Origin of the sequence: Streptomyces marokkonensis (assembly GCF_008312835.1) — a bacterium.
GTDB classification, from domain to species: Bacteria; Actinomycetota; Actinomycetes; order Streptomycetales; family Streptomycetaceae; genus Streptomyces; species Streptomyces marokkonensis_A.
The window spans coordinates 434,615-450,946 of the sequence record NZ_VSKS01000004.1; the positions used below are offsets into that span (position 1 = coordinate 434,615).

Here is a 16,332-nt window from a genome sequence, read left to right on the forward strand (position 1 = left end):
GTGCCCGTGCTTCGACTTCGCTCGAGCGGGGGTACCCCCATCGCCCCTGGGGGTACCTCCCAGGCCCTCAAGGCACTGGGGAGGCACGACTGCCGGCGGGAGCGGGGTGGGTCAGGAGGCCCCCGGGCTCTGTGTCGCCGCCGCCGTGCCGTAGGCGCGCCGGGCCGGGGCCGGGGTGCCGTCGAGGGGGATCTCGACCACCGGCTGTTCCTGGGCGCCGACCTCGGGGACCGCGCCCGTCGGGGTGCCCGTGGCGGCGGCGACCAGGGCCGCCGGGTGGCCGCCGCGGCGGCGGATCGCGCCCGGCAGCAGCGGACGTCCGCCGGTGTGCAGGGCGACCGCCGTCATCGGCAGCGCCACCAGCAGCAGGCCCGTGCCGAGCACCGCGCCCATCACCGGGAACCCGGCCTGCGCCGACAGCACGCTGCCGGTCAGCGGACCCGCCGCCGTGCCCAGTGACGACGCCGAACCGACCAGCACGGCCCAGCGCCCGCGCGGGTCCAGCGAGGCGGCCAGCCCGATCAGGTACGACAGCACGACCGGGTAGATCGTGTTCCAGGCGATCTCACCGGCGGCGAAGCTGCCCAGCCCGGTCGCCGAGGCGCTGAGCGCGATGCAGCCCGCGATGAGGACCGTACCGCCGCCGATGGGCAGCGCCCGCCCCAGCCGGGACCCCAGCGCGCCCGCGGCGAGGACGCCCAGCAGCCCGGCGCCCAGCGCCACCGCGAAGACGGCTCCCACGGTCGGTTCGGACAGGTGGGCCTGGCCGACCCCGATGCGTCCGCTCACGCCCCACAGCGCGTTCTGCGCGAGCGACCACAGCAGCATGGTGCCGGCCAGGACGAGCCCCGAACGCCGGTGCGGCAGGCGGACGGTGGCCGGGGCTGGTCCGGTGGGGCGCTGACCGGGCGTGCCGGCGGGCAGCCGGGAGGTCAGGGGCCACACGGCGAGCGCCGTGAGGGCGATGGCGGCCAGGGTGAGGCCGTGGCCCGGCAGGTGCGGCACCGTCAGGTACACCACGCCCGCGAGCGCGGAGACGCTGAGCAGTCCGAGGGTGGACGCCCGGTGCGGATCCGGTTCCGCGGCGATCCGGGTGGCGGCGACCGTCGTGGCGGTGCCGGAGCCGAGGCCGCCGACCACCGCGCCGGCGACGACGGCCGGTACGGCGCTGCTGAGGGCGGCCCCGCCGTAGCCGATGACGGCCAGGACGAGACCCAGCCGGGCCAGGGTCCGCGCGCCGGCCCGCTCCACGCGCGAGGCGAGGAGGAAACCGGCCGTGGCGGAGCTCAGCAGCAGCGCGCTGCCGACGGCCCCGGCCTGGGTGGCGGAGAGGCCGAGCCCGCGTTCCAGCCGGCCGACGGTGGTCGGCAGCAGATACGGGGCGAGGTACCCGGCCGTGAAAAGGGCGACGAGGGGCCAGGGAGTGGTGCGGGGGGCGAACACGGGCGTTCCCAGGGCATGCGAAAGGGACGGACGGTGCGAAAAGAAGAAGAAGGGGGAGCGACGACCGTCGACCGACAGGAACGCGCGGCCAATTTGTATCAAGCCGGGGGAGGGCAACGGGAGGGCGCCAGATGTGATCTGGATCACTCTGTCGTTTGGGTCGTGAGAAGCTTGGGTAGCGGCGTGTGCCGCTGTGGGTGAAAACCCCCGCCACCTGCGGAAACCGTGCTCGTGAAGGAGTGACGGGCGTCACTTACCCGGTGGTGTGGTGCACACTGGCCTGATCGGCACCATGTCAGGGAGCGCACCGTGATGGCGTCCACCGGGAAGGCACGCGTCGAGGGACCGTACGGCTCGTCCCCGCTCGACCCCCTCGCCGCCCTGCGCGCTCCGGACGATCCGCCCTGGGACGTCTACCTCACCGGGACCGTCTTCCTCGACATCGTCTTCACCGGGCTCGACTCCGCCCCGGTGCGCGGGACCGAGTCCTGGGCGCGCGGGATGGGGTCGAGCCCCGGCGGCGTCGCCAACATGGCCACCGCCCTCGCCCGGCTCGGCCTGCGCACCTCCCTCGCGGCGGCCTTCGGCGACGACCACTACGGCGAGTACTGCTGGGACACGCTGGAGCAGGGCGAGGGCATCGACCTCTCCCCGTCGCGCACCGTCCCCGGCTGGCATTCGCCCGTCACCGTCTCCATGGCCTACGAGGGCGAGCGCACCATGGTCTCCCACGGCCACGAACCGCCCCCGGAGGAGCCGGCCCCCGACTGCCCGCCCCGGGCGCGTGCCGCCGTCGCCTCGCTCACGCCCGGCCGCGGCGCGCCCTGGATCGCGCAGGCCGCGCGCAAGGGGGCGCGGATCTTCGGCGACGTCGGCTGGGACGACAGCGGCCAGTGGGACCTGGCCCGGCTGCCCGACCTGCGGTACTGCGAGGCGTTCCTGCCGAACGCGCAGGAGGCGATGCGGTACACCGGCACGGACTGTCCGCGCGCGGCCGCGCGCGCCCTCACCGACCACGTGCCGGTCGCGGTCGTCACCCTCGGGGCGGAAGGTGCGTACGCGGTGGACCGGCGCACGGGGGAGACGGCGTCGGTCCCGGCGATCGAGGTCGAGGCGCTGGACCCGACGGGGGCGGGGGACGTGTTCGTCGCCGGGTTCGTCACGGGGACGCTGGCGGGGTGGCCGCTGGCCGACCGGCTCGCCTTCGCCGGGCTCACGGCGGCGTTGTCCGTACAGGAGTTCGGGGGGTCGCTGTCGGCGCCGGGGTGGACGGAGATCGGGGCGTGGTGGCGGAGGGTGCGGTCGGTCGAGGGGCAGGACCCCTCGGCGCTGCGGCGCTACGCGTTCCTGGCGGGGCTGGTTCCGGGGGAGCTGGGGCGGCCGTGGCCGCTGCGGCGGGCGGTGCCGACGATCGGCTTCCGCCGGCCGGCCTGACACGGGGCGCGCCCGCGGGCGGCGGGACGAGAGGCCGTGTGAAAAGTCCTACGGGGTTGTCACCCCTCCGTCGTACCCTGGGAGACGCGAGGCCGCCCTCAGCTGCGCGGCCGTGACGAGGAGGATCCGCAGGCCTTCAGAGCCGGCCCATGACTCAGACACCCACAGCTCACACCCCCGCGCAGGGGCAGGCGAGAGTGCAGTTCACCGTCCCCGCCCAGCACCCCATGGTGACCGTTCTGGGGTCGGGGGACTCCCTCCTGCGCGTCATCGAGAAGGCCTTCCCGGGGGCCGACATCCACGTCCGGGGCAATGAGATCAGCGCGGTCGGCGACGCCACGGAGGTCGCCCTCATTTCGCGCGTGTTCGACGAGATGATGCTGGTGCTCCGCACCGGGCAGCCGATGACGGAGGACGCAGTGGAACGCTCGATCGCCATGCTCAAGGCGAGCGAGAACGGGGAGAGCGACGGCCAGGAGACCCCGGCCCAGGTGCTCACGCAGAACATCCTGTCCTCGCGCGGCCGCACGATCCGTCCCAAGACGCTCAACCAGAAGCGCTACGTGGACGCGATCGACCAGCACACCATCGTCTTCGGCATCGGCCCGGCGGGCACCGGCAAGACGTATCTCGCCATGGCCAAGGCGGTGCAGGCCCTGCAGTCCAAGCAGGTCAACCGCATCATCCTGACCCGGCCCGCGGTCGAGGCGGGGGAGCGGCTGGGATTCCTGCCGGGCACGCTCTACGAGAAGATCGACCCGTATCTGCGCCCGCTGTACGACGCGCTGCACGACATGCTCGACCCCGACTCGATCCCCCGGCTGATGGCGGCCGGCACCATCGAGGTCGCGCCGCTGGCGTACATGCGCGGTCGCACGCTCAACGACGCCTTCATCATTCTCGACGAGGCCCAGAACACCAGCCCCGAACAGATGAAGATGTTCCTCACCCGCCTCGGCTTCGACTCGAAGATCGTGATCACGGGTGACGTGACGCAGGTCGACCTGCCGGACGGCACCAAGTCCGGCCTGCGGCAGGTGCAGGACATCCTGGAGGGCCTCGACGACGTCCACTTCTCCCGGCTGTCGTCCCACGATGTCGTCCGGCACAAGCTGGTGGGCCGTATCGTCGACGCGTACGAGCAGTACGACAGCAAGCACGGCACCCAGAACGGCACCCAGAAGGGCGGCCGGGGCAAGGCCGGGCACAAGGGGAAGTAGACCGAGCACCAGATGTCGATCGACGTCAACAACGAGTCCGGAACCGAGGTCGACGAGCAGGCGATCCTCGACATCGCCCGCTACGCGCTCGCACGGATGCGCATCCACCCGCTCTCCGAGCTCTCGGTGATCGTCGTGGACGCGGGCGCCATGGAGCAGCTGCACATCCAGTGGATGGACCTGCCCGGGCCGACGGACGTCATGTCGTTCCCGATGGACGAGCTGCGGCCGCCGTCCAAGGACGACGACGAGCCCCCGCAGGGGTTGCTCGGCGACATCGTGCTCTGCCCCGAGGTCGCCGCCCAGCAGGGCAAGGACGCGCCGACGCGGCACACCATGGACGAGGAGCTCCAACTGCTCACCGTCCACGGTGTGCTGCACCTGCTCGGCTACGACCACGAGGAACCGGACGAGAAGGCCGAGATGTTCGGTCTGCAGGCCGCCATCGTGGACGGCTGGCGCGCGGAGAGGGGCCTCACCGGCCCGTCCCCGGCCCCGACCGTGTCATGAGTCCGGCTCTCGTCCTCGGCGCGATCGCCCTGGTCGTCGTCGCCTGGCTGGCCGCCTGCGCGGAGGCCGGCATCGCGCGCGTGTCCAGCTTCCGCGCCGAGGAGGCCGTGCGCTCCGGCCGCCGGGGCAGCGCCAGGCTGGCGCAGATCGCCGCCGACCCCACCCGCTACCTCAACGTGGCGCTGCTGGTCCGCGTCGTCTGCGAGATGGCCGCCGCCGCGCTGATCACCTACGGCTGCCTGAGGGAGTTCGACGGCACGGCCGAGGCGCTGCTGATCGCCATCGCGGTCATGGTCCTCGTGTCGTACGTCGCCGTCGGGGTGTCCCCGCGCACCATCGGCCGCCAGCACCCGCTGAACACGGCCACGGCCGCCGCGTACGTGCTGGTGCCGCTCGCGCGGATCATGGGCCCGATCCCGTCGCTGCTGATCCTCATCGGCAACGCGCTCACCCCCGGCAAGGGCTTCCGGCGCGGCCCCTTCGCCTCCGAGGCGGAGCTGCGCGCGCTGGTGGACCTGGCGGAGAAGGAGTCGCTGATCGAGGACGAGGAGCGCCGCATGGTGCACTCCGTCTTCGAACTCGGCGACACCCTGGTGCGCGAGGTCATGGTGCCGCGCACCGACCTGGTGGTGATCGAGCGGTACAAGACCATCCGCCAGGCCCTCACCCTCGCCCTGCGCTCCGGTTTCTCCCGGATCCCGGTGACCGGCGAGAACGAGGACGACATCGTCGGGATCGTCTACCTCAAGGACCTGGCCCGCAAGACGCACATCAGCCGGGACGCCGAGAACGAACTGGTGTCAACGGCGATGCGCCCGGCGTTCTTCGTGCCCGACACCAAGAACGCCGGCGACCTGCTGCGCGAGATGCAGAAGGAACGCAACCACGTCGCCGTCGCCGTCGACGAGTACGGCGGCACCGCGGGCATCGTCACCATCGAGGACATCCTCGAGGAGATCGTCGGCGAGATCACCGACGAGTACGACCGGGAACTGCCGCCGGTGGAGGAGCTCGGCGAGGACCGCTACCGGGTCACCGCCCGGCTCGACATCGGCGACCTGGGCGAGCTGTACGGGCTGGAGGAGTTCGACGACGAGGACGTGGAGACCGTCGGAGGGCTGCTCGCCAAGCACCTCGGCCGGGTGCCGATCGCGGGCGCCTCGTCCGTGGTCGAGCTCCCCGACGCCCGCGAGCTGCGGCTGACCGCGGAGGCGGCGGCCGGACGCCGGAACAAGATCGTGACGGTGCTGGTGGAGCCGGTGGCCCCGGCGGACCCGCCCGGCGGGGAGGCGGAGCCGGAGTGACACCTGGGCAACTGCGCACCCTGTGCCTGTCCTTCAACGCGGCCGTGGAGGACTTCCCCTTCAACCCGGAGACGTCGGTCTTCAAGGTGCGGGGCAAGCTCTTCGCGCTGACCGCCCTGGACGCGCGGCCCCTGAAGGTCAACCTCAAGTGCGACCCCGAGGACGCCGTCCGCCTGCGCGAGGAACACCCGGACCTCATCGTCCCGGGCTGGCACATGAACAAACGCCACTGGAACACGGTGACGGCGGACGGCACCCTCCCCGACCGCCTGGTCCGGGAACTGGTCGAGGACTCCTACGACCTGGTCGTGGCGGGCCTGCCGCGCGCGGAGCGGCTGAGGCTCGACCGGGCGTGACGTCCGCGGATGTGCTCCCGGCGCACACCGAATTGGCCTGACTGGCCTCTCGCCAATGCCGGGGGCGCGGCGGCAGAATGTATGCACGGTGCGCTACGACGCCACCGCTCCGGGCCGCCTGCCAGGGAAACTCGGAGCGGAAGCGTCTTCCTACGGCGTCCGCCGCTCTCGGCCCCGGCCCTTCAGGTCGGGGCTGACTGCTGTCACACGAACGGGAGAACCCACTCGTCGACGATCTTGTGGATCGCGATGAGGAGGTTGATCAGCGGGAGGGCCAGGGCCACCCGCTTCCCCCACGTGCGCTCGACTCGCTCGGGGCGGCGCTCTCCTTCCTGTCCTTCCTGACGGTCCGGCATCGATGATCGGCTCCTTTCGGCTCCGTTCGTCGCCGTGGCTCGGCGAACCACGAACGGGCGCTGTCAGGAGTAGGGACGGTGCCTCCGACGTGCACTCACCGTGCCTGCTGTGATTCCTGATGGCTGATCAACTCCCTTGCCGACAGGGACGGTTCGACAAGCGTTACGCTGGACAGCGTAACCCGAAGGGTGCGCATTGGACAGTGCTCGTTGGAAGGCGGCCATGCGACGCGTCTGAAACGGTCCATCCTATGTGCGAGATAGCAGACTGCAGGGAGGCCGAATGCGGGAGTGTGCGTGCCGTGGTAGTCCTCTCCCTGGGGCAACATGCAGTGGTGTTCGCCCCGATGCATCGTCTCGAAAGGTATCGATGGGTAACATGCACATCTGCTACGTTGCACAGTGCTGGATCCGATGGGGGGTGGAGCAGGCATGGCCGTGACGAGTGCCGCATTGCTACGCCTGCGGCTGCGCACCGAACTGCGCAAGGCCCGTATGGCCGCCGGCCTGACGCAGCGTGAGGTTGCCGACCGGATGGAGTGGAGTCCGTCCAAGCTCATCCGGATCGAAGCGGGCGAGGTCGGTATCTCCGTCAACGACCTGCGTCCTCTCGTCGCCGCGTACGGGATCACTGACCGACGCAAGCTCGAAGAGCTGTTGAACATGGCTCGTGGCAGCCGGCGGATGCCCTTCGCGGAGTACCGGGACCTCTACAGCAAGGACTTCCTGCAGTTCCTCGCTCTCGAGGCCGCGGCCTGGATCAACCGGCAGTACGGCTCTCTCGTCATCCCCGGTCTGCTCCAGACCGAGGAGTACATGCGTGCCGTGATGGAGGCGTTCGGCAAGGGCACGCCGGAGGAGCGCGTCGAGCGCACCGTGGAGGCCCGCTTGGCGCGTCAGGAACTGCTTGATGATTCCGACGGGCGCGAGTTCTTCTTCATCCTGGACGAGTCCGTGGTGCGCCGGCTGACCGGAGGCAGAGGGGTCATGCGGGCGCAGCTGGAACACTTGGCCGAACTGTCGACCCGCGACCACATCACGATCCAGATCCTGCCGTTCAGCGTCGGGGCCCATCCCGGTATCCAGGGTCCCTTTACCCTGTTCGAATTCCAGGCCGAGGAGATGGAGGACGCCCTCTTCGTCGAGGACTCCCGTGGGGCCACTTACCCCGCAGGTTCCTCGGAGGAGACCAGACGCTACCTGGAGCGGTTCTGGGACCTGGAAGACCTGGCCCTCAAGGACGGGGTCGACGTGGTGCTCCGTCGACTCGCGGAGCGTGTCGCCGAGGGAGGGGACGAACTGGAGGTACTGCTGGAACAGGAGACCGCCTGAGTCGTGGCATGACCGCCAACTTCCGGTGGGGCCGGCAGGTTGGCGGGATTGTCATGCTCGAATGCGTGACCGCTGCCGATATCCTGAATTGGCTGCTGCGTGTCCCCGCGACAGCTGTACGGGGGCACCCCGGCTGGTCCGTCCGCGACCGGGGTGGAGGTTGAGGGTGAGTGGATCATGGGCATGGCGCAAGAGCAGCCGTAGCACCCATGTGGACAACTGCGTCGAGGTCGCCTGCACCGACCACATGATCTTGGTTCGCGACTCCAAGCGGCGGCATGGCGTCGTCGGTGTCACACCGGCCGCCTGGGGCTCCTTCGTCTCCTCTCTTTCAGGCGACTCCACGGTCCCCGGTCATCCCGAGCCGGGGCGCCCGTAACCCCGACGGAACGCGATTCCTTATGCTCGGATCATGACCGACAGCAGCGCGCTCGACCCCGAGGACCGCAAGATCGTCACCCTGGCCCGTTCCGCGCGGGCCCGCAACGGTGTGCCCGAGGGGGCCGCCGTGCGTGACGAGACCGGGCGGACGTACGTCGCGGGAACCGTGGCCCTGGACTCCCTGAAGCTGAGCGCCCTGCAGACGGCGGTGGCGATGGCCGTGGCGTCCGGCGCGAAGTCACTGGAGGCGGCGGCCGTGGTGACGGAGGCGGACTCCGCGTCGGCCGGGGACCGCGCCGCCGTACGGGACCTCGGCGGACCCGGGACCCCGGTGCTGGTGGCCGGTCCCGACGGCACGGTCAGGGAGACGCTCACCGCGGGCTGACGCGCGTCGGCCGCCGTCACCGTGCGCGGGGTGGCCGAAGCCCATGGTGTTACCGCCGGTAAATAGGCCAGATTTCAACCTTGTCGCGCACTGCCTCCCGCGCATCAATGGAAACGCCGACCCCGACGAGACGTCGTCGGACGGCGTGATGCAGCGGGTCCGGACCCCATCTGCCGAACAGTTCCTCGAACAGTTCCCCCGACGGAGTTCCCCCACGGAATTCCCCCCACACGGAAAGGGAGCCGGAATCCATGAGAGGCAAGCGATTCGGAACAGGTGTGTCCCTGGCGGCAGGTGCGCTCGCGGTCTGCGGGCTCGCCTTCGCCCCCACCGCCGCAGCCGTCGCCCCCGGGTCGGCGACCGTCAACGCCGACTGCGGAAGCTGGGGCGGCGGCGACGCCACCCTGACGGCCACACAGAACGGCACGTCCGCCACCATCACCCTCAACACCTCCGCGGTCACCGCGCCCGTCGCGCTCGGCAAGGACTCGCTGGTCTCGGAGCTCACCATGGTGAAGGCCGGCGGCGGCACCACCGTCTTCAAGGGCACCAAGAACCCGGCCATGGCGACCGGCGACGCCCTCGAGGTCGGCCCGCTCTCCGGGACCGTGGCCTCCGGCGACAGCCTGGAGGCGTTCGGCGGCACGCTGAAGGTGACCGCCTTCGGCTTCATCACCATCACCTGCACGGCGACCGCACCGCAGGCACCGGGCCCGTTCGTCTTCGACTGATCCGGCCGGGCGGACGGCCGGGCGGGGCCCCTCACGGGGGTGCCCCGCCCGGTCCCGTCGCGGCCGGTGGTACGGCGGGGCTTCCGGCATCAGGGAGAATGGGCGGCATGAGTGTTCGTACCCAGTCATCCGAGCAGCCGGCCGAGGCCGGCCACAGGGCCGGTTTCGCCTGCTTCGTGGGCCGCCCCAACGCGGGCAAGTCCACCCTCACGAACGCTCTGGTCGGGCAGAAGGTGGCGATCACCTCGAACCGGCCGCAGACGACCCGGCACACCGTGCGCGGCATCGTCCACCGCCCGGACGCCCAGCTGATCCTGGTGGACACCCCCGGTCTGCACAAGCCGCGCACCCTGCTCGGCGAGCGGCTGAACGACGTGGTCCGCACCACCTGGGCGGAGGTCGACGTGATCGGCTTCTGCCTCCCCGCGGACCAGAAGATCGGCCCCGGTGACCGCTTCATCGCCAAGGAACTGGCCGGGATCAAGAAGACCCCGAAGGTCGCGATCGTCACCAAGACCGACCTGGTGGACGGCAAGGCGCTGGCCGAACAGCTGATCGCCGTCGACCAGCTGGGCCAGGAGCTGGGCATCACCTGGGCCGAGATCGTCCCCGTCTCGGCGACCGCGAACCAGCAGGTCGACCTGCTGGCCGACCTCCTCATCCCCCTGATGCCGGAGGGACCCGCCCTCTACCCCGAGGGCGACCTCACCGACGAACCCGAGCAGGTCATGGTCGCGGAACTGATCCGCGAGGCGGCCCTGGAGGGCGTCCGCGACGAGCTCCCGCACTCCATCGCCGTGGTCGTCGAGGAGATGCTCCCGCGCGAGGACCGCCCCGCCGACAAGCCGCTGCTCGACATCCACGCCAACCTGTTCATCGAGCGCCCCAGCCAGAAGGGCATCGTCATCGGCCCCAAGGGCAAGCGCCTGAAGGACGTCGGCATCAAGTCCCGCAAGCAGATCGAGGCGCTCCTCGGGACACCGGTCTTCCTGGACCTGCACGTCAAGGTCGCCAAGGACTGGCAGCGCGACCCCAAGCAGTTGCGGCGTCTGGGGTTCTGATCAGCGGCGCTGGTCGCGCAGTACCTGCCTGAACCAGTCGTACGACGCCTTCGGGGTCCGCTCCAGCGTGTCGAAGTCGACGTGGACCAGCCCGAAGCGGCGGGTGAAGCCCTCGGCCCATTCGAAGTTGTCCAGCAGGGACCACACGAAGTAGCCGCGCACGTCCACGCCCGCCTCCACCGCCCGGTGCAGCGCGCGGATGTGGCCGTCGAGGTACGCGATGCGGTCACGGTCGTCCAGGCCCTCGTAGGCGCAGCCGTTCTCGGTGATGACGACCGGCGGGAGACGGTCGCCGTAGCGGGCGCGGAAGGCGGTGAGGAGCTCCGTCAGGGCCTCCGGCACCACCGGCCAGCCGAAGTCCGTCACCGGGTGACCCTCGATCTCCCGCACCGAGAAGGGCAGCCCGGCCGGCATCCGGACCCCGCCGAAGTCGATCTCCGTGCCCTGCGGGGCGCCCACGCGTGTCGGCGCGTAGTAGTTGATCCCGTACCGGTCCAGCGGCTCGGCGACGACCTTCAGGTCCGCCTCGACGTCGCCGGGCATCAGTTCACCGATGCCCTCCGGGTAGCGGCCGAGCAGCAGCGGGTCGGCGAACAGCCGGTTCAGCAGCGCGTCGTAGAAGCCGGCCGCCGCCACGTCCGCCTTGTCCCCGGACGCGGGCCACGTCGGCGCGTGGGAGTTGGCGATGCCGATGTCACCCGCCCCCGCCGCCCGCAGCGCCCGCACCGCCAGACCGTGCGCGAGGAGCTGGTGATGGGCCACGGGGAGCGCGTCGAAGAGCAGCTTCCGGCCGGGCGCGTGCACTCCCAGCGCGTGCCCAAGGAGGGTGTGCTCGGCCGGCTCGTTGAGCGTGATCCACGTCTTCACCCGGTTGCCCAGCCGCCCGGCGACCTGCGACACGTACTCCGCGAACCGCTCCGCCGTGTCCCGCTCCAGCCAGTCGAGACCGGCCGGCAGGTCCCAGTGGAACAGCGTCGGCACCGGCCGCACGCCCGCCGCGCACAGGTCGTCGACCAGCCGGTCGTAGAAGTCCAGGCCGCCCTTCGCCAGCACCCTCGGCCAGGAGACGGAGAAGCGGTACGCGTCCACACCCAGGCCGGCCAGCAGCGCCACGTCCTCGGCGTGACGGTGGACGTGGTCGCAGGCCACCGCCGCCGTGGAGCCGTCCCGCACCCGCCCCGGCCCGGCCGAGAACACGTCCCACACGGACGGCTCGCGCTCGTCCGCCGCCCCCTCGATCTGGTGCGCCGAGGTCGACACACCCCACAGGAAGCCGGCCGGGAAGCGGGGAAGCGGGTTCGTCGTCGCCATGGCCCGGATCATCCGCACCGACGCCGGACGAAGTCAACGCCCGTGCGTCGAGGGGCCGTTACGCGCCCTCCTTGAGCACGGCGCGGATCAGCCGCCGCTGCTCCTCCGTCAGCCGGGGATCCGCGCAGTACACCGACCTCCCGTCCACCGTGATCCGGTAGCTGAAGCCGTCCGGCACCCCGGCCGGCGGTGTGTCCCGGCCGGCGGCCAGGGCCCGCTCGGCCAGGGCGTGCCACTCGTGGGCGTCGGCCCGCCCCGAGGTGTCCACCTCGGCCCGCCGCTCGATCCCCGCGAACCCGCCCGTGCGCCGCACCTGAATACGCATGGGACCGTGTCTAGTACGGAACTACAGAGTCCGCACCCCCACCCGCTCCCAGGCCTTCGTCACCGCCTGGAGTTCCTCGCCCTCCCCGTACCGGGCGCGCGCCGCCTTCACCGTCAGCGTCGCGAAGTCCGTGAACTGCGCGTCCTGCTGGAGCTCGCCGCCGGTCAGCACGTCGTACCAGACCTGCCCGGCCCGCTCCCAGGCGTGCCCGCCGAGCGTGGTGGCCGCGACGTAGAAGGCGTGGTTGGGGATGCCGGAGTTGATGTGCACGCCGCCGTTGTCCCGGCCGGTGCGGACGTAGTCGTCCATCGTCGCCGGCTGCGGGTCCTTGCCGAGCACGTCGTCGTCGTACGCCGTGCCCGGTGCCTTCATGGAGCGCAGCGCCTCGCCCGTGACCCGCGGGGCGAGCAGGCCGGCCCCGATCAGCCAGTCGGCCTCCTCGGCGGTCTGGCCGAGCGTGTACTGCTTGATGAGCGCGCCGAAGACGTCCGACACCGACTCGTTGAGCGCGCCGGACTGGCCGAAGTAGTCCAGGTTCGCGGTGTACTGCGTGACGCCGTGGGCGAGTTCGTGGCCGATGACGTCGACGGGGATGGTGAAGTCGAGGAAGATCTCCCCGTCCCCGTCGCCGAAGACCATCTGCTCGCCGTTCCAGAAGGCGTTGCCGTAGTCCTCGTCGTAGTGCACCGTCGCGTCCAGCGGCAGCCCGTTGCCGTCGATCGAGTCGCGGGCGTACGCCTTCAGGAACAGCTCGAACGTGGCGCCGAGACCGGCGTAGGCGCGGTTGACGGTGGCGTCCTTGCCGGGTGCGTCGCCCTCGCCGCGCGCCTTCCTGCCCGGCAGGTCCGTGCCGTTCCGGGCGTCGTACACGGTGCGGCGCGGCTTGCCCGGCTCGGCGTCGGCGAGCGTGGCGACGGCCGTGGCGCCGACGACCGTGGTCAGCCGGCGCTGGGTGCGCTCGTAGGCGTCACGCCGGAGGGTGCGGCGCGCGGGGCCGTGGACCACGGGGTCCTCCGCCTGCGCGAGACGGTCGAGGACGTGCGGCGGGACGATGGTGCAGAAGACGGGCTCGAAGCCCCCGTTCTCGGTCATGTCCAGCACGGTCGCACTGCGTGCTGAAGCTGTCACCCCCCGCAACCATGATTGATGAAATGCGCCGCCACTTCACCTCCAAGGCCCCCGGAAAGTGGTATACAGCACCCTTTGTCCCGTTCATCCCGACGGTCCCGCATACTGATACGGACCCTCGCACGGTGGTCGACTCGGTTAGGCTGCGGAGCATCATGCGTTTCGGGCTGCTTCTCCTTAGCTGCCGCGGTGAGGGTCCGCAGTAAAGGCCGACCCCCTCCCCGCGGAGTTCGGCGCTGCGCCGTCGGCCGTCCACCAGGACACCCCGCGGACCTCCGAGGAGCCCACGCACCATGGCAAACCGCCAGCAGCCCAGTTCCATGCCGATCCAGAAGTACGGCCGCTACGAGCAGGTCGACATCCCCGACCGCACCTGGCCGCAGAAGCGGATCACCACCGCCCCCCGCTGGCTCTCCACCGACCTGCGCGACGGCAACCAGGCCCTGATCGACCCCATGTCGCCCGCCCGCAAGCGCGCGATGTTCGACCTGCTGGTCAGGATGGGCTACAAGGAGATCGAGGTCGGCTTCCCCGCCTCCGGCCAGACCGACTTCGACTTCGTGCGCTCCATCGTCGAGGACCCGGACGCCATCCCGGACGACGTCACCATCTCCGTACTGACCCAGGCCCGTGAGGACCTGATCGAGCGGACGGTGGAGTCGCTGAAGGGCGCCAGGCGCGCCACCGTCCACCTGTACAACGCCACCGCCCCGGTCTTCCGCCGCGTGGTCTTCCGCGGCTCCAGGGACGACATCAAGCAGATCGCCGTCGACGGCACCCGGCTGGTGATGGAGTACGCCGAGAAGCTGCTGGGCGACGAGACCGAGTTCGGCTACCAGTACAGCCCGGAGATCTTCACCGACACCGAGCTGGACTTCGCGCTGGAGGTCTGCGAGGCGGTGATGGACGTCTACCGGCCCGGCCCGGGCCGCGAGATCATCCTCAACCTGCCCGCCACCGTCGAGCGTTCCACCCCCTCCACGCACGCCGACCGCTTCGAGTGGATGGGCCGCCACCTGTCCCGCCGCGAGTACGTCTGCCTGTCGGTCCACCCGCACAACGACCGCGGTACGGCCGTCGCCGCCGCCGAGCTGGCGCTGATGGCCGGCGCCGACCGCGTCGAGGGCTGTCTGTTCGGGCAGGGCGAGCGCACCGGCAACGTCGACCTGGTCACGCTGGGCATGAACCTGTTCTCCCAGGGCGTCGACCCGCAGATCGACTTCTCCGACATCGACGAGATCCGTCGCACGTGGGAGTACTGCAACCAGATGGAGGTCCACCCGCGCCACCCGTACGTGGGCGACCTGGTCTACACGTCCTTCTCCGGCTCCCACCAGGACGCCATCAAGAAGGGCTTCGACGCCATGGAGGCCGACGCGAGGGCCAAGGGCGTCACCGTCGACGACATCGAGTGGGCGGTCCCGTACCTGCCCATCGACCCCAAGGACGTCGGCCGCTCCTACGAGGCCGTCATCCGCGTCAACTCGCAGTCCGGCAAGGGCGGCATCGCGTACGTCCTGAAGAACGACCACAAGCTGGACCTGCCGCGCCGGATGCAGATCGAGTTCTCGAAGATCATCCAGGCGAAGACGGACGCGGAGGGCGGCGAGATCACGCCGGCCGACATCTGGGCGGTCTTCCAGGACGAGTACCTGCCGAACCCGCGGAACCCCTGGGGCCGCATCCAGGTCGCCAACGGGCAGAGCACCACCGACCGCGACGGAGTGGACACCCTCATGGTCGAGGCCACCGTCGACGGCGAGGAGACCACCCTGGTCGGCACCGGCAACGGCCCGATCTCGGCCTTCTTCCACGCGCTGCAGGGCATCGGCATCGACGTACGCCTGCTCGACTACCAGGAGCACACCATGAGCGAGGGCGCCTCCGCGCAGGCCGCCTCGTACATCGAGTGCGCGATCGGCGACAAGGTTCTGTGGGGCATCGGAATCGACGCGAACACCACGCGGGCCTCGCTGAAGGCGGTCGTCTCGGCCGTCAACCGCGCGGCGCGCTGAGCAGCCGTTTCGTGGGGTTTGAGGGCTCCGTCCGCCTTTTCGGGCGGGCGGGGCCCCGTCGGTTACCGGCCAATGGCTGTGGAGGTCACGGAAAGGTCTCGTCCGGGGTGCTGACGCCACCTCATGGATGTGGCTAACATCACGCAAGCGCGGCGATGGTGCTGTGGCGTTGATGGAGGTGCGACGTGCTGCCAGAACGGGGAACCAACAGCCGTGCCACTGCTGCCGGAATGTCGCGCCTGATGGGCACCCGCACCGCGTGGACGGCCGTCGGCGACGGGGAGTTCTTCTGCCCCGGCTGCGGCGGCGACCGCAACTACCAGCGGCTCACCGGACGCCGCCGCTTCACCCTGCTCGGCGTGCCCGTGCTGCCGCGCGGCGCGTCCGCACCGACCGTCGAGTGCGCCGCCTGCCGCCGCCACTTCGGCACCGACGTCCTGGACCACCCCACCACCACGCGCTTCTCCGCGATGCTCCGCGACGCCGTCCACACCGTCGCCCTCGCGGTCCTGGCCGCGGGCGGCACCTGCTCGCGCGCCTCCCTGGAGACGGCCGCGGCCGGGGTGCGCGCGGCCGGCTTCGACGACTGCACGGAGGAGCAGCTGGCCGCGCTCGTCGAGGCGCTGGAGGCGGACACCGGCCGCTTCACCGGCGAGCCCTGCGCCGCGGGCCTCGCCATCGAACTCCACGAGGCCCTGGACCCCCTGGCCCCGCACCTGGCCGCCCCCGGCCGTGAGTCGATCCTCCTCCAGGGCGCCCGCATCGCCCTCGCCGACGGCCCCTACACCCCCGCCGAACGCGACGCCCTGGCCACGGTCGGCGCGGCCCTCACCATCTGCTCGGACGACGTCACCCGCCTCCTGGCGGCGGCCCGGACACCGTCCTGACCGCCGCCTGACGGCTCTCCGGCCGCGGCCGGCCCTAGGAGGCCGTCGGGGAAGCCAGGGGAAGAGACATCAGGATGCGGTCGGCGCCCGGGCCGAAGTGGTCCGGGCGAGCGCCTTGTGGGTCGGGCACGAAGCCGAGGGATTCGTAGAGTG

17 protein-coding genes are annotated in these 16,332 nt (G+C 71.0%); 12 read left to right on the forward strand and 5 right to left on the reverse strand.

From position 1 onward, the window contains the following. Positions 1 to 111 precede the first annotated feature (111 nt). On the reverse strand, positions 112 to 1,443 hold the full coding sequence (locus F1615_RS10300) for an MFS transporter (protein WP_149548573.1): 1,332 nt from the start codon (positions 1,441 to 1,443) through the stop codon (positions 112 to 114). Between the two features lie 312 nt (positions 1,444 to 1,755). Between F1615_RS10300 and F1615_RS10305 the strand changes: the two genes are divergently transcribed. The 5 genes from F1615_RS10305 to F1615_RS10325 all read left to right on the forward strand — a co-directional run bounded on the left by F1615_RS10305 (position 1,756) and on the right by F1615_RS10325 (position 6,267). Continuing rightward, positions 1,756 to 2,877 carry a carbohydrate kinase family protein gene (locus tag F1615_RS10305; RefSeq protein ID WP_244328683.1) on the forward strand — a complete coding sequence of 374 codons (1,122 nt, stop codon included), beginning with the start codon at positions 1,756 to 1,758 and terminating at the stop codon, positions 2,875 to 2,877. 149 nt (positions 2,878 to 3,026) lie between these two features. Beyond that, positions 3,027 to 4,097 (forward strand): PhoH family protein, encoded by a 1,071-nt coding sequence (locus tag F1615_RS10310; RefSeq protein ID WP_149548575.1) that lies wholly within the window; start codon positions 3,027 to 3,029, stop codon positions 4,095 to 4,097. Positions 4,098 to 4,109: 12 nt separating this feature from the next. Beyond that, positions 4,110 to 4,607 carry an rRNA maturation RNase YbeY gene (ybeY, locus tag F1615_RS10315; protein ID WP_149548576.1) on the forward strand — a complete coding sequence of 166 codons (498 nt, stop codon included), beginning with the start codon at positions 4,110 to 4,112 and terminating at the stop codon, positions 4,605 to 4,607. Further along, the gene (locus F1615_RS10320; RefSeq protein WP_149548577.1) at positions 4,604 to 5,911 is read left to right on the forward strand and encodes a hemolysin family protein; all 1,308 of its coding nucleotides are present in this window, start codon (positions 4,604 to 4,606) and stop codon (positions 5,909 to 5,911) included. Before ybeY ends, F1615_RS10320 begins: the two co-directional genes overlap by 4 nt. After that, positions 5,908 to 6,267, forward strand: a complete 360-nt coding sequence (locus F1615_RS10325) for an MmcQ/YjbR family DNA-binding protein (protein WP_149548578.1) — start codon at positions 5,908 to 5,910, stop codon at positions 6,265 to 6,267. The genes F1615_RS10320 and F1615_RS10325 overlap by 4 nt, the downstream gene beginning before the upstream one ends. 203 nt (positions 6,268 to 6,470) lie before the next feature. Here the strand turns inward: F1615_RS10325 and F1615_RS35585 are convergent, their stop codons facing one another. After that, the gene (locus F1615_RS35585) at positions 6,471 to 6,623 is read right to left on the reverse strand and encodes a hypothetical protein (protein ID WP_167533702.1); all 153 of its coding nucleotides are present in this window, start codon (positions 6,621 to 6,623) and stop codon (positions 6,471 to 6,473) included. 432 nt (positions 6,624 to 7,055) lie between these two features. Between F1615_RS35585 and F1615_RS10330 the strand changes: the two genes are divergently transcribed. From F1615_RS10330 to era, 5 genes are all read left to right on the forward strand, one after another. Further along, positions 7,056 to 7,955 carry a helix-turn-helix domain-containing protein gene (locus F1615_RS10330; RefSeq protein ID WP_149548579.1) on the forward strand — a complete coding sequence of 300 codons (900 nt, stop codon included), beginning with the start codon at positions 7,056 to 7,058 and terminating at the stop codon, positions 7,953 to 7,955. Positions 7,956 to 8,016: 61 nt separating this feature from the next. After that, positions 8,017 to 8,334, forward strand: coding sequence for a DUF397 domain-containing protein (locus F1615_RS10335; protein WP_149548580.1), 318 nt, complete (start codon positions 8,017 to 8,019; stop codon positions 8,332 to 8,334). 33 nt (positions 8,335 to 8,367) lie between these two features. After that, positions 8,368 to 8,721 carry a cytidine deaminase gene (locus F1615_RS10340; RefSeq protein ID WP_149548581.1) on the forward strand — a complete coding sequence of 118 codons (354 nt, stop codon included), beginning with the start codon at positions 8,368 to 8,370 and terminating at the stop codon, positions 8,719 to 8,721. A 251-nt stretch (positions 8,722 to 8,972) separates the two neighbouring features. Then, on the forward strand, positions 8,973 to 9,452 hold the full coding sequence (locus F1615_RS10345) for a hypothetical protein (protein WP_149548582.1): 480 nt from the start codon (positions 8,973 to 8,975) through the stop codon (positions 9,450 to 9,452). Positions 9,453 to 9,559: 107 nt separating this feature from the next. After that, on the forward strand, positions 9,560 to 10,513 hold the full coding sequence (gene era, locus F1615_RS10350; RefSeq protein ID WP_167533703.1) for a GTPase Era: 954 nt from the start codon (positions 9,560 to 9,562) through the stop codon (positions 10,511 to 10,513). On the opposite strand, the gene F1615_RS10355 is transcribed toward era, so the two are convergent. The 3 genes from F1615_RS10355 to F1615_RS10365 are packed head-to-tail and all read right to left on the reverse strand — an operon-like array spanning position 10,514 to position 13,241. Then, complete coding sequence (locus F1615_RS10355; protein WP_149548584.1) at positions 10,514 to 11,824, reverse strand: GH1 family beta-glucosidase; 1,311 nt, start codon at positions 11,822 to 11,824, stop codon at positions 10,514 to 10,516. A gap of 58 nt (positions 11,825 to 11,882) precedes the next feature. Next, positions 11,883 to 12,149: a protealysin inhibitor emfourin gene (locus tag F1615_RS10360; protein WP_149548585.1), complete on the reverse strand. Its 267-nt coding sequence runs from the start codon at positions 12,147 to 12,149 to the stop codon at positions 11,883 to 11,885. Positions 12,150 to 12,170: 21 nt separating this feature from the next. Beyond that, positions 12,171 to 13,241, reverse strand: coding sequence for a M4 family metallopeptidase (locus tag F1615_RS10365; protein WP_149548586.1), 1,071 nt, complete (start codon positions 13,239 to 13,241; stop codon positions 12,171 to 12,173). 329 nt (positions 13,242 to 13,570) lie between these two features. Here F1615_RS10365 and leuA point away from each other — a divergent pair, with 329 nt between their 5' ends. Both leuA and F1615_RS10375 read left to right on the forward strand, forming a co-directional pair. Continuing rightward, positions 13,571 to 15,292 (forward strand): 2-isopropylmalate synthase, encoded by a 1,722-nt coding sequence (gene leuA, locus F1615_RS10370; RefSeq protein ID WP_149548587.1) that lies wholly within the window; start codon positions 13,571 to 13,573, stop codon positions 15,290 to 15,292. A gap of 185 nt (positions 15,293 to 15,477) precedes the next feature. After that, positions 15,478 to 16,179, forward strand: a complete 702-nt coding sequence (locus tag F1615_RS10375) for a TerB family tellurite resistance protein (protein ID WP_149548588.1) — start codon at positions 15,478 to 15,480, stop codon at positions 16,177 to 16,179. Positions 16,180 to 16,332: the final 153 nt, after the last annotated feature.

What these genes read in the sequence shown, in the direction of transcription:
- F1615_RS10305 (WP_244328683.1), top strand. Translation starts at nt 1,756, where the DNA reads ATGGCGTCCACCGGGAAGGCACGCGTCGAGGGACCGTACGGCTCGTCC.
- F1615_RS10310 (WP_149548575.1), top strand. Translation starts at nt 3,027, where the DNA reads ATGACTCAGACACCCACAGCTCACACCCCCGCGCAGGGGCAGGCGAGA.
- ybeY (WP_149548576.1), top strand. Translation starts at nt 4,110, where the DNA reads ATGTCGATCGACGTCAACAACGAGTCCGGAACCGAGGTCGACGAGCAG.
- F1615_RS10320 (WP_149548577.1), top strand. Translation starts at nt 4,604, where the DNA reads ATGAGTCCGGCTCTCGTCCTCGGCGCGATCGCCCTGGTCGTCGTCGCC.
- F1615_RS35585 (WP_167533702.1), bottom strand. Translation starts at nt 6,623, where the DNA reads ATGCCGGACCGTCAGGAAGGACAGGAAGGAGAGCGCCGCCCCGAGCGA.
- F1615_RS10330 (WP_149548579.1), top strand. Translation starts at nt 7,056, where the DNA reads ATGGCCGTGACGAGTGCCGCATTGCTACGCCTGCGGCTGCGCACCGAA.
- F1615_RS10335 (WP_149548580.1), top strand. Translation starts at nt 8,017, where the DNA reads ATGCGTGACCGCTGCCGATATCCTGAATTGGCTGCTGCGTGTCCCCGC.
- F1615_RS10340 (WP_149548581.1), top strand. Translation starts at nt 8,368, where the DNA reads ATGACCGACAGCAGCGCGCTCGACCCCGAGGACCGCAAGATCGTCACC.
- F1615_RS10345 (WP_149548582.1), top strand. Translation starts at nt 8,973, where the DNA reads ATGAGAGGCAAGCGATTCGGAACAGGTGTGTCCCTGGCGGCAGGTGCG.
- era (WP_167533703.1), top strand. Translation starts at nt 9,560, where the DNA reads ATGAGTGTTCGTACCCAGTCATCCGAGCAGCCGGCCGAGGCCGGCCAC.
- F1615_RS10355 (WP_149548584.1), bottom strand. Translation starts at nt 11,824, where the DNA reads ATGGCGACGACGAACCCGCTTCCCCGCTTCCCGGCCGGCTTCCTGTGG.
- F1615_RS10360 (WP_149548585.1), bottom strand. Translation starts at nt 12,149, where the DNA reads ATGCGTATTCAGGTGCGGCGCACGGGCGGGTTCGCGGGGATCGAGCGG.
- F1615_RS10365 (WP_149548586.1), bottom strand. Translation starts at nt 13,241, where the DNA reads ATGACCGAGAACGGGGGCTTCGAGCCCGTCTTCTGCACCATCGTCCCG.
- leuA (WP_149548587.1), top strand. Translation starts at nt 13,571, where the DNA reads ATGGCAAACCGCCAGCAGCCCAGTTCCATGCCGATCCAGAAGTACGGC.